The organism is Pseudomonas sp. 22085 (assembly GCF_052045815.1).
GTDB classification, from domain to species: domain Bacteria; phylum Pseudomonadota; class Gammaproteobacteria; order Pseudomonadales; family Pseudomonadaceae; genus Aquipseudomonas; species Aquipseudomonas glycinae.
In genome coordinates this window covers 203,455-215,906 of sequence record NZ_JBQEQA010000002.1, presented here as the reverse complement: position 1 = coordinate 215,906, position 12,452 = coordinate 203,455, and the positions used below count along the sequence as shown (strand labels likewise).

The window sequence follows — 12,452 nt, the reverse complement described above, 5'->3', positions numbered from 1 at the left end:
AGCCAGCTCCCACAGGTTTGATGAACACCGCAAACATTGTGGGAGCTGGCTTGCCAGCGATGGGGCCGGACCTGACTACATCAATCTCGAATCAATCACGCGTCGCGGAACAACCAAGGCTGGCTCGCGCGATGTTTGGCTTCGAATGCGGCAATCGCATCGCCGTCCTGCAGGGTGAGGCCGATGTCGTCCAGGCCGTTGAGCAGGCAGTGTTTGCGGAAGGCGTCGATCTCGAAGCGATAGACCTTGCCGTTCGGGCTGGTCACGGTCTGCTCGTGCAGATCGATCTGCAACTGATAGCCCGGCGCGGCCTCGACCTGCTTGAACAGCTCGTCGACTTCGGCGTCGCTCAGGATGATCGGCAGCAAACCGTTCTTGAAGCTGTTGTTGAAGAAGATATCGGCATAGCTCGGCGCGATGATGCTGCGGAAACCGTACTCTTCCAGCGCCCACGGCGCGTGTTCACGGCTGGAGCCACAACCGAAGTTCTCGCGGGCCAACAACACGCTGGCGCCTTGATAACGCTCGGCGTTGAGCACGAATTCCTTGTTCAGCGGACGTTTGGAGTTGTCCTGATACGGCTGACCCACATCGAGGTAACGCCACTCGTCGAACAGGTTCGGGCCGAAACCGGTGCGTTTGATCGATTTCAGAAACTGCTTCGGAATGATCTGGTCGGTGTCGACGTTGGCACGATCCAGAGGCGCAACGAGACCAGTGTGCTGGGTAAAAGCTTTCATGCTGCGCTCCTTTAGATCAATTCACGAACGTCGATGAAACGACCGTTCACCGCCGCCGCAGCGGCCATGGCCGGGCTGACGAGGTGGGTACGGCCACCGGCGCCCTGACGGCCTTCGAAGTTACGGTTGGACGTCGAGGCGCAATGCTCGCCGGACTCCAGACGGTCCGGGTTCATCGCCAGGCACATCGAGCAACCCGGCTCGCGCCATTCGAAACCGGCTTCGAGGAAGATCTTGTCCAGACCTTCGGCCTCGGCCTGAGCCTTCACCAGACCCGAACCCGGCACCACGATGGCCTGCTTGATGGTCGACGCAACCTTGCGACCCTTGGCGATCACCGCCGCAGCACGCAAGTCTTCGATCCGCGAGTTGGTGCAGGAGCCGATAAATACGCGGTCGAGCTGAATGTCGGTGATCGCCTGATTGGCGGTCAAACCCATGTATTTCAAGGCGCGGACGATCGAGTCGCGTTTGACCAGGTCCATTTCCTTGGCCGGGTCCGGCACGTTCTGATCAACGGCCAAGACCATTTCCGGCGAAGTGCCCCAGCTGACCTGCGGCTTGATCTGCGTGGCGTCGAGCTCGACCACGGTGTCGAAATGCGCATCGGCGTCGGACACCAGGTCTTTCCAGGACTCGACCGCCAGATCCCACTCGGCACCTTTCGGTGCGAACGGACGACCCTTGACGTAATCCACAGTCTTCTGGTCCGCCGCCACCAGGCCCACGCGGGCACCCGCTTCGATGGACATGTTGCAGATGGTCATGCGGCCTTCGATCGACAGATCGCGGATCGCGCTGCCGGCGAATTCGATGGCATGGCCGTTACCGCCGGCAGTGCCGATCTTGCCGATCACCGCGAGGACGATATCCTTGGCGGTCACGCCGAACGGCAACTGGCCTTCGACGCGCACCAGCATGTTCTTCATTTTCTTGGCGACCAGGCACTGGGTGGCGAGCACGTGCTCGACCTCGGAAGTGCCGATACCGTGGGCCAAGGCGCCGAACGCGCCGTGGGTCGAGGTGTGCGAGTCGCCGCAAACCACGGTCATGCCCGGCAAGGTCGCACCCTGCTCCGGGCTGATCACGTGAACGATGCCCTGGCGCACGTCGTTCATCTTGAATTCGACGATGCCGTATTCATCGCAGTTGTCGTCGAGGGTCTGGACCTGCAAACGCGAGACCTGGTCGGCAATGGCTTCGATGCCGCCCTTGCGCTCCGGGGTGGTCGGTACGTTGTGGTCCGGGGTGGCGATGTTGGCATCGATGCGCCACGGCTTGCGCCCGGCCAGACGCAGGCCTTCAAAGGCTTGCGGCGAGGTCACTTCGTGAATGATGTGACGATCGATATAGATCAGCGCCGAGCCATCGTCGCGCTGCTTGACCAAATGCGAATCCCAGAGCTTGTCGTAGAGCGTTTTGCCGGCCATCAGACGGTTCCTCATCAGCTTGTTTCTATGCCCTGGGCTTATCAATAACCCTTTGGCTTGTGAGGCCGATCCTATGGGGTTAGATTAAATAACTCAAATTCATATTTTTTATGCTTTGGATAACCAACTGGAATACGAACATGGACCTGGCCAACCTCAATGCTTTTATCGCGATTGCCGAGACGGGAAGCTTCTCCGGCGCCGGTGAACGGCTGCACCTGACGCAACCGGCGATCAGCAAACGTATCGCCGGGCTGGAGCAGCAATTGAATGTGCGGCTGTTCGACCGGCTGGGTCGTGAAGTGGGTCTGACCGAGGCCGGCCGGGCCCTGCTGCCACGGGCCTACCAGATTCTCAACGTACTCGATGACACCCGTCGCGCCCTGACCAACCTGACCGGTGAAGTCACCGGTCGCCTGACCCTGGCCACCAGTCACCACATCGGCCTGCACCGTCTGCCGCCCTTATTGAGGGAATACACCCGCCGTTACCCACAGGTGGCGCTGGATATTCAGTTCCTCGATTCGGAAGTGGCCTACGAGGAAATTCTCCACGGCCGCGCGGAACTGGCAGTCATCACCCTTGCGCCGGAGCCGCACACCCTGGTCAAGGCCACCCCGGTGTGGGATGACCCGCTGGATTTCGTGGTCGCCCCGGAACATTCATTGATCAGCAACGGCGCCGTCACATTGGCGGACATTGCCGGCCATCCGGCGGTTTTCCCCGGCGGCAACACCTTTACCCACCATATTGTCCAACGGCTGTTCGAGGCTCAGGGGCTGACGCCGAACATCGCCATGAGCACCAACTACCTGGAAACCATCAAGATGATGGTGTCGATCGGCCTGGCCTGGAGCGTTTTGCCGCGCACGATGCTCGATGAGCAGGTGGCGCGCATACCTTTACCGGGCATACAGCTCAGTCGCCAGCTAGGCTATATCCTGCACACTGAAAGGACGCTGTCGAATGCTGCACGGGCGTTTATGGCCCTGCTGGACGCTCAAATCGATCTGCCAGGGACTCTCGGCTAACTTGTGCTACTCCTATAGAGCTGCCGCCCCTGTGCCAAACGCCCAAATCAGCTCAAGGCCCCTTAACAATGCCGAAATCTGTTGACCGTATTCCGCCGATGCCGCGTATTCAGGCCATTGATCCACGGCGATCCGAGCAGAGCTGGGAGAGTGCGCCGCAATTGCTCGCGGCGCTCAACGGTGCCCGCCTCGGCGCCTGGTATTGGGACATCGAGCGCGGGCAGATCAGCTGGTCGCGCGGCACTCAGGCCTTGTTCGGCTTCGACCCGCGGCAACCGCTGCCCGAAGACCTGGAATACCTTGACCTGCTGCCGCCGGAAGACCGGGCGAAAACCATCCGCGCCTTCCACGCGGTGATTGCCGGTGCGCCGCTGGAACAGGCAATGCACCACCGCATCCGCTGGCCCGACGGCAGCCTGCACTGGCTGGAGATCAACGGCAGCCTGCTCCCCGACAAACACGGTCGCCCCCGAATGATCGGGGTGATCCGCGAAATCACCCACCAGCGGCAACGGGAACAGGCGCTCAGCAGTTCGGAGAAACGTTTTGCGACACTGTTTCATCTGTGCCCGAACATGGTGCTGCTGACCCGTCAGGAAGACGGCCTGATCAGCGAGGCCAACCAGTATTTCGAAAGCCTGTTCGGCTGGCCGGTACAAAGCGCCATCGGGCGCACCACCCTGGAACTGGGCCTGTGGGTGCATCCCGAGCAACGGGCGGAGCTGGTCAAGAAGACCAAGGCCAAGGGCGAACTGGTCAGCATGGAGGTGCAGTTTCGCGCCAGCAATGGCCAGATCCACGACGGCATCCTCAGTGCGCAAAAGGTCGAACTTGAAGGCCAGCCTTACCTGCTCAGCACTTTTCTCGACACTACCGAACGAAAAGCCGCCGAACATGCCCTGAAAGACAGCCAGGAACGCCTCGACCTGGCGCTGGATTCGGCGCAACTCGGCACCTGGGACTGGCACATTCCCAGCGGCATGCTCTACGGTTCGGCCCGCGCTGCGCAATTACACGGCCTGGAGCCGAAACCGTTCCATGAATCGTTCGAAGAGTTTTTCGAGGGCGTACCCGGCGAAGAGCGCGACAGCATGCGCGACGCCTATCGCAGCCTGCGCGAAGGCCCGGCGGGCAATTATCAGCTGACTTACCGCGTGCAATTGCCGGACGGCAGCTCGCGCTATCTGGAAAGCCGCGCCCGCCTCTATCGCGACGACAACGGCGTACCGCTGCGGATGGCCGGCACCCTGCTGGACATCACCGATCAGGTCGAGCGCGAGCAACGGCTGGTGGCTTCGGAAGAGAAATTCGCCACGCTGTTCCAGGTCAGCCCCGATCCAATCTGCGTGACCCGCCAGGAAACCGGGGAATTCATCGAGATCAACTCCAGTTTCTCCCAGACTTTCGGCTGGAGCGCCGCTGATGTGATCGGCCATACCGCCGAAGAAATCGGCCTGTGGGACGCCTCGGCGAAAAGCCTGCAACGCATCGAACGGGTGATCCGCGAACAGGGCCTGAGCAATGTCGCGATCATCGTCCAGCACAAGGACGGCCAGTCGCTGACCTGCGTGATTTCCAGCCGTCAGATCAGCGTCGGCAACCAGCCGTGCATCGTTACCACGCTGCGCGACATCACCCAGCAACAACGCTCGGAAGCGGCGCTCAAGGCCAGCGAAGAGAAATTCGCCAAGGCGTTCCACTCCAGTCCCGACGCCATCACCATCACCGAGCGCGACACCGGACGCTATCTGGAGGTCAACGACGGTTTCTGCCGCCTCACCGGCTACCGCGCCGACGAAGTGGTGGGCAAAACCGTGTACCAGGTCGGCATCTGGGCCGAGGAAAAACAGCGCTCGGCACTGCTGGCCGAACTGCAGATCAAGGGCCGCGTACACCATCAGGAAATGCTCGGGCGCAACAAGCGCGGCGAGATCCTGACGGTGGAAGTCTCGGTCGAACCGATCACTCTCAACGAAACCGCCTGCCTGTTGCTCACGGCCCGGGACGTCAGCCTGCTGAAGAACGCCGAGGCGCAGATCCGCCATCTGGCCTATCACGACCCGCTGACCAACCTGCCCAACCGCGCGCTGCTGATGGATCGCCTGAGCCAGCAAATCGCCCTGCTCAAGCGCCACAACCTGCGCGGCGCACTGCTGTTTCTCGATCTGGATCACTTCAAGCACATCAACGACTCGCTGGGGCATCCGGTCGGCGACACGGTGCTGAAAATCATCACCGCACGACTTGAGGCCAGCGTGCGCATGGAAGACACCGTGGCGCGGCTCGGTGGCGATGAATTCGTGGTGTTGCTCAGCGGTCTGGAGGGCACGCGCAATGAAGTCAGTGCCCAGGTGCGCGAGCTGGCCGACACCATTCGCGAGTTGCTGTCGGAGCCGATGTTCCTCGACGGCCAGCGCCTGCAAGTGACGCCGAGCATCGGCGTGGCGCTGATTCCCGATCACGGCTCGACCCCGACCGACCTGCTCAAACGCGCCGACATTGCGCTGTACCGGGCCAAGGATTCCGGGCGCAACACCACGCAGATGTATCACAACACCATGCAGAAAGCGGCCAGCGAACGGCTGCGCATGGAGACCGACCTGCGCCTGGCGCTGTCACGGGGCGAATTCGACGTGCATTACCAACCGCAGATCGACGCCCGGGACAATCGCATCATCGGCGCCGAAGCCCTGGTGCGCTGGAATCACCCGGAACTCGGCGCGCAATCACCCACCGAATTCATCAAGGTGCTGGAAGACAGCGGGCTGATTCTGGAGGTCGGCACCTGGATCCTCGACGAGGCGTGCGAAGCCTTCAAGCAGTTGATCGCCGAAAAGCTGATCGATCCCCTGGCCTTCAGTCTGTGCGTCAACATCAGCCCCCGGCAGTTCCGCCAGAACGACTTCGTCGAGCGCATCGAACACAGCATGAGCAGCCACGGCCTGCCCTGCTCGTTGCTGAAACTGGAGATTACCGAAGGCATCGTCATTCAGAACCTGGAAGACACCATCAGCAAGATGCGTCGTCTGAAAAAACTCGGCGTGAGTTTTGCCATGGACGATTTCGGCACCGGCTATTCATCGTTGACCTATCTGAAGCGATTGCCGGTGGACACGCTGAAGATCGATCAGTCGTTTATCCGCGACGCCACCAGCGATCCCAACGACGCCGAAATCATCCGCGCCATCGTCGCCATGGCCCGCAGCCTGGAATTGGAGGTGATCGCCGAAGGCGTGGAAACCCCGGAACAGCTGGCCTTCCTGCAGGGGTTGGGCTGCCATTTGTATCAGGGTTATCTGCACAGCCGGCCGTTGCCGCTGGAGGGGTTGAAGGGATTGCTGGAATGACCCGACACCTGCGATTGCTTGTCGCAAGTATTGACCCAGGCCGGTAATTGCCAGGGTTGGCGGCAACCTGTAGGGTCGCGTTTTTTCGCGCTGTTTCGAGATCGATCATGCAGGATGCAACCCTCCCCCGCCCGGCCCTGCTGGGCATTGACCTTGGCACCACCAACAGTTTGATCGCCGTGTGGCAGGACGGTCAGGCCCGATTGATTCCCAACGCCCTCGGCGACGTACTGACCCCGTCGGTGGTCAGCCTCGATGAAGACGAGACCATTCTGGTCGGCAAAGCCGCACGCGCACGCCTCACGACCCACCCGGAACGCACGGCCGCCGCGTTCAAGCGATTCATGGGCAGCGACCGGCAGATTGAACTCGGCACCAAAACCTTCAGCCCGGAAGAATTGTCGGCACTGGTGCTGGGCTCACTCAAGCAGGACGCCGAAGCCTTTCTCGGTCATCCGGTTTCTGAAGCGGTGATTTCCGTGCCGGCGTATTTCAGTGACGAGCAACGCAAACGCACGCTGTTCGCCGCCGAACTGGCGGGCCTGAAGGTTTCCCGACTGATCAACGAGCCGACCGCCGCTGCAATGGCGTACGGGCTGCACGAGCAAAAATTCGAACGCACGCTGATCTTCGATCTGGGCGGCGGGACGTTCGATGTCACGGTGCTGGAATATGCGTTGCCGCTGATTGAAGTGCATGCGTCCACCGGTGACAACTTTTTGGGTGGGGAGGACTTTACCGCTGCACTGCTGAACGCCTGTCTGAAAAGCTGGCAACTGGCCCCGTCGATGATTGATCCGCAAGGCATGGCCAGCCTGGGCGATGCCCTGGAACAACTCAAATGCAAACTCGGCGAAGGACCTCAATCGCTGAGCTGGCGCCATGCCGACGAACTGTACGAATGGTCGCTGGATGAAGCCGCTGCCGTGAAGATCTGGGAACCGTTGCTGGCACGATTGCGCGCGCCGATCGAACAGGCCCTGCGCGATGCGCGCCTGAAACCACGGGATCTCGACAGTCTGGTGCTGGTCGGTGGGGCAACGCGGATGCCTGCGGTACAACAGTTGGTCGCCACACTGTTCGGACGCCTGCCCTACCGGCATCTTGATCCCGACACCCTCGTTGCACTGGGTGCGGCCACGCAAGCGGCCTGCAAGGCGCGCGATGGTGCGATCGAAGAACTGATTCTGACCGATGTCTGCCCGTATACGCTGGGCATCGCAACCATGCGTGACAAAGGCATCGACGGCGCCTTTTCACCGATCATCGAACGCAACACCATCATCCCGACGTCACGGGTCGAGCGCTACCACACAACCCATCCCCGGCAGGAGCTGCTGCGCATTGCCGTTTATCAGGGTGAGCGGCCGTGGGTACGTGACAACATCCTCATTGACGCTTTCGATGTCACCTTGACGCCCACCGATAACATTCAGGAGTTGGACGTACGCTTCAGTTACGACATCAACGGTTTACTCGAGGTCGACGTCACGCTGCTAGAGACCGGCGAACGCCACAGCCACAGCATCGATCGCAGCCCCACCGGGCTGGATGAACAAGCACGCATAGACAGCCATAACCGTCTGTCGACTCTGAAGGTCCATCCACGCGACGCATTGCCCAACCGCACACTGCTGGCCCGTCTGGAGCGGGCATGGATGCAAAGTCTGGGCACGCAGCGCGAACACATTGCCGAGTGGCTGCACAACTTCACCACGGTACTCGGCGGACAGCAGCCGGCCGAGATCGCCAGCCACCGCTCAGAGCTCAACAAGGCGCTGGATCAACTGCGCCTCTAACCGTTGAGTCGCCGCAGAGCAGCCTGCAGACCACCGGACAGCATCTCGCCACCGCCGCTGTCCGGTGGCACCCCGTACCGGTTGGGCAACTTGTCACCGGGAAAGCCGAACAGCAGCAGCGGCAGAAACGGCAAGACCGGCGACACGGCCATGAATATCAGCAATGTGGGCAGGCCTCGTCCCATATCATGCAAACGGCGCAGAGTGGCACCGAATAACAGCAGAACACCCAGTAACAGGATCAGAATGCCAAAGAATGTGGTACCGCTGATCAATCCTGCCACCGGCGTAATCACCACACACCCCAGGACCTGGGCGATAAAAGCCTTGCGCCCCAGCCGCGACCCCAGGCGCCAGATCGCCCCTGCCGGCACCGGCTGAATATCACTTTTGGCCAACATCAAACGCTCCGACCAGGACAGCAAGGCACACAGCGCCAGGCGCAAGCCGATACTGTTCTTCACGTCATCCTTGCCCTGCTGCAATTGGCGCAGCACTCGCGTTTTCGGCACTCCGGCAGCGCCATAGCGAACCATGGCCTTGAGCGAATCGAGGGCCTCGTATGCCAACAGTTTGTCGACCCCAAAATCCGTCAACACCTTGCGCGGCGGCCACACCGGCTCGCCCTTGATCAAGCCGTCACGAAACCCTTCGAACCAGTCATCCTCGCAACTGACTGCCGCGATGGACTGCAGCAAGGCACGATGCTGCTCGGCGCTCAGGCTCGGGTCGTGATAGAGCACGCCCCAGAACATCAACAGCCCCAACAGATCGTCGCCACACGCAGCGCGGTCGCTCTCGATGCAGGTGTAAAGCAGGGTATTGGCAGGCAATCGGGCGCTGTCGAGTGCCTGCTGCACGCTGAACAATTGCTGCACCAACAAGCCGTGCACCGGATCATTGCCTTGCAGCCAGCCCAGTAAACCGTCGCAATTGCCTTGCTCGCGTTGCAACCGCCGCAACAGTGGCTGCAGTCGACTCAAAGGATGAGCCGGACTGAACGGCAGACGCTCCAGGCACTGCCCATCGATCATTGGCAGCCAGCGCTCCGGCTGATCCAGCAACGCCAGCAAAAACACGGTTTGAGCGTGCCACTCCCAGGCAGCCTCGCCCAGCCCGACCGGCGGCAACCCTATCCCGCGACGGCTCAACTGAAGGAGCAGATCGAGCTCGGACAAATCACAGTCGTCTTTGACGGCGCCCAATTTGAATGCTTCGGCGATGCGCTCCAGGGCGGTGTCACTGTAGGGCCGCAAGCGACGCAGCCACAGGCGACAGACCTTGTGCAGCTCGCCTGTTGTCAGTGCCTGCGGCAATTGCTGCGATATTGAATCCGCTTCGCTGAATACGCTCATAGCCTGCGCAATCGGCGCATTCTCCAACCAGCGCAGATGTTGTCCGGCCTGAACTTTGAACCCGCTCAACACCAGGCATTCAAGCGCATCGACCGGGAGCGGCTGATCCAGAATCCGCTGCAGCAAGACCGCATCACCGCGATGCAGCGCCCAGGCATGCCGGTACAGTTGCAGCAGCCTGCTGTCGGCATTCTCACCCAGCAGTTGGGCAAGCAACGGGAGCTCATCGCCTGTCATGCGCCAATCGACAAAACTTTGCGCCAGGCTATCGAGCTTCAACCGTCCAACACCCAACCAACGGTTCAGCGTCTCGGGGCGTTGTGACGGACTGCCGTATACCTGCGCGTCATCCCCGAGATCCGCAGGCCACTCGGAGAAATCGCCCAGACAATCGAACGCCTGAATCAGCAGAGGCAGAAAAGTCGGTTGCCGCTTGGCGCACAATTCCAGCAGACGACTTTCGGCCATCGGATGGCGGAACTCGTTCCACAGTCGGATCCAGCACGGCAATGCCTGATCGTCCCGCCCCAGCAGACTGCTCTGACACGCCAACAGGTAAAGCCAGTCCACGTCATCCGGTGCTTCCAGCTGTTTTTCGACACAGCACTGCAAAAATATCGGTGCACCGATGCCCGCTTGGGTGAACTGCACCAGTAAACGTTTCATGAACACAGCATCATCCGGCAACGGCAGACACGTGTGCTGGCTGGCGAAGTCGGCGAATTCATGGAGTGGACGCTGGGTGAAAATAAAGTCGAGGCTGCGTGCGTACCAGAGTGTTTCGGTCTGCGCAGCCTCTGACCAAGCGCTCATCAGATCGGTATCGAACGGGTCAGGCGTTTCAATTCGTTGCAGAAAGGCTTCAACCCGCTGTGCGTCTTCGAATTCCAGATCCAGCAACTGCTGATCCCAGGCCATTCGCCTGGCCAACAGATTCGCGCAGCGGTAGGACAGCGGACCGGCGTCGGCCAGCCGGTGGTAGAGCCCCCAACTGAGTTCATCAAGCTGTTCCAGCGACAGCTCATCAAGCGCCCGGACAAATGCCTGCCATGCCACGACATTGAACCGCCGCGCGGGATCGTCAAGTAATTCGCAGAAATCCACGAACGCCTGCGGGACCTCGACAACCTCCTGCCCTGACTCTTCAGTTTCTTCCTCGGGCGCTTCTTCCTCGCCTTCCCGCGCCAGACGCAACGCGTTTTCGTAGGCCATACGCAGCGCCTGAAAACCTTCCGGATCGGTTTCCGGATGATGCGACGGCAATCGTGCGCGGTAGGCATCGCGAATCAGGGTTTCGTCGGAGGTGGGCTCGATGCCCAGGCGAATCCAGCAACTCATGACCAGTCGAACTCCTTGAGCGATGCCGGACGGGGTAACGAATCAATTTCCATGTGCCAGGGCAGGTCGGCCAGAAAGTGCGGGATGTTCTGGGCGAGGCCGCGGGTGATCCGCAGGTTATGAGCACTGTCCCCCTGCCGCTCCAACTCCCAGGCTAACTCGTCGTCGCTTGTGTTCAGGCAGCACCAAAAGCTGCGACCCACAACAAAGCCATTGAAGTAGGACATCCAGTTACCGTAGTGAAACTGCGCCCTGACGGCCAAACGACTGTGCAGCCAGTTGCTTTCGGCCAGATCAATCCACTGATTGCGCACTGCGCAACGCAAGAGAAACCCCATCCGCCCGTAATCCCAGGACAAGATCCCTCCTGGACCACAACCGCCAAAAGTGCGACTGGCAAACTCATGCAGAACACGCTCGCGAGGGCTCAGCTCTTCGAGCAGGCGTTGCCATTCATTCGGCAGACAACGTTGCCACGCCGAATAGGCGCCACTCAGGTGCTTGGCATGTCCGTCGTCCGTCATCCATTGAAGCATGTCGAACAATTGTCGCCGGTCATCGATTCCCCAGCTGCCTTTCAGATCGATGTAGCGGTCGTCGCAGAAGGCAGGGTCGTCATACCCGGCGCCGGTGTTGAGCGCTGCCATTGGCGCAGAAAGGGCGCACAGCCAGCGCTGTTGAATATCGTCCATGAAAAAAGGCTCCAGGCCGACCGCTAAGGATGGGGTCGGCTAAACTGCGGCGGATTGTAGAGAAACCGCCGCTGGGGGCAAAGTCGAACAGCCATTTTTCTACGCCCACAAAAAAGGCCCCGACGTATCGGGGCCTTCATTCAGCGGCTTATCGCCCGTTCAGACGATTTGTTTCTGCAAGTGACTCAGTGTTGCAGAGCCGGCTGCGCCCCGTTGATCGGGATGCGCTTGGCTTTCGCCTCTTCCGGAATCACGCGCAACAGGTCGATGCTCAACAGACCGTTGCTCAAGCCGGCGGCCTTGATCTCGATGTGATCGGCCAGGCGGAAGGACAGCTTGAATGCACGCTGGGCAATGCCCTGGTGCAGGAACGTGACGCCTTCGTTGGCATCGCGCTTGCCGCCACTGATGGTCAGCACGCCTTTTTCGACTTGCAGTTCCAGGTCTTCTTCCTGGAAACCGGCCGCCGCCACGACGATGCGGTATTGATCGTCACCGTGTTTTTCCACGTTGTAAGGCGGATAGGTGCTGCCTGGCTCGTTGCGCAGGGCGGTTTCGAACAGGTCGTTGAAACGGTCGAAACCTACCGAGGAACGGAACAGTGGTGCGAGAGAAAATGCAGTACTCATGATTCAAATCTCCTGAAAACAATCAGCAAGTTTTTTTGTCTCCGCGACCCGAATTCGGCATCGCGTAACCCTTAGATAGGGACCTGCGTTT

At 60.4% G+C, this 12,452-nt stretch carries 8 protein-coding genes; 3 read left to right on the top strand and 5 right to left on the bottom strand.

The features are described from left to right. Window positions 1–95: 95 nt before the first annotated feature. Window positions 96–740, bottom strand: a complete 645-nt coding sequence (leuD, locus tag ACTJK7_RS03185) for a 3-isopropylmalate dehydratase small subunit (protein ID WP_007956446.1) — start codon at window positions 738–740, stop codon at window positions 96–98. 11 nt (window positions 741–751) lie between these two features. Continuing rightward, window positions 752–2,170, bottom strand: a complete 1,419-nt coding sequence (leuC, locus tag ACTJK7_RS03180; RefSeq protein WP_011333350.1) for a 3-isopropylmalate dehydratase large subunit — start codon at window positions 2,168–2,170, stop codon at window positions 752–754. A 140-nt stretch (window positions 2,171–2,310) separates the two neighbouring features. Between leuC and ACTJK7_RS03175 the strand changes: the two genes are divergently transcribed. The 3 genes from ACTJK7_RS03175 (at window position 2,311) to ACTJK7_RS03165 (ending at window position 8,347) form a co-directional block, all read left to right on the top strand. Next, window positions 2,311–3,201 carry a LysR family transcriptional regulator gene (locus ACTJK7_RS03175; RefSeq protein ID WP_007956444.1) on the top strand — a complete coding sequence of 297 codons (891 nt, stop codon included), beginning with the start codon at window positions 2,311–2,313 and terminating at the stop codon, window positions 3,199–3,201. A 68-nt stretch (window positions 3,202–3,269) separates the two neighbouring features. Further along, window positions 3,270–6,548, top strand: a complete 3,279-nt coding sequence (locus ACTJK7_RS03170; RefSeq protein WP_064378833.1) for a bifunctional diguanylate cyclase/phosphodiesterase — start codon at window positions 3,270–3,272, stop codon at window positions 6,546–6,548. 107 nt (window positions 6,549–6,655) lie between these two features. After that, complete coding sequence (locus ACTJK7_RS03165) at window positions 6,656–8,347, top strand: molecular chaperone HscC (protein ID WP_108560701.1); 1,692 nt, start codon at window positions 6,656–6,658, stop codon at window positions 8,345–8,347. Here ACTJK7_RS03165 and ACTJK7_RS03160 read toward each other — a convergent pair. From ACTJK7_RS03160 to ACTJK7_RS03150, 3 genes are all read right to left on the bottom strand, one after another. Continuing rightward, window positions 8,344–11,040: a J domain-containing protein gene (locus ACTJK7_RS03160; protein ID WP_108560698.1), complete on the bottom strand. Its 2,697-nt coding sequence runs from the start codon at window positions 11,038–11,040 to the stop codon at window positions 8,344–8,346. The two genes, ACTJK7_RS03165 and ACTJK7_RS03160, sit on opposite strands and share 4 nt — an antisense overlap. After that, on the bottom strand, window positions 11,037–11,732 hold the full coding sequence (locus ACTJK7_RS03155; RefSeq protein WP_085747838.1) for a DUF1266 domain-containing protein: 696 nt from the start codon (window positions 11,730–11,732) through the stop codon (window positions 11,037–11,039). Before ACTJK7_RS03155 ends, ACTJK7_RS03160 begins: the two co-directional genes overlap by 4 nt. 185 nt (window positions 11,733–11,917) lie before the next feature. Continuing rightward, window positions 11,918–12,361: an Hsp20 family protein gene (locus tag ACTJK7_RS03150; RefSeq protein WP_011333344.1), complete on the bottom strand. Its 444-nt coding sequence runs from the start codon at window positions 12,359–12,361 to the stop codon at window positions 11,918–11,920. Window positions 12,362–12,452 lie beyond the last annotated feature (91 nt).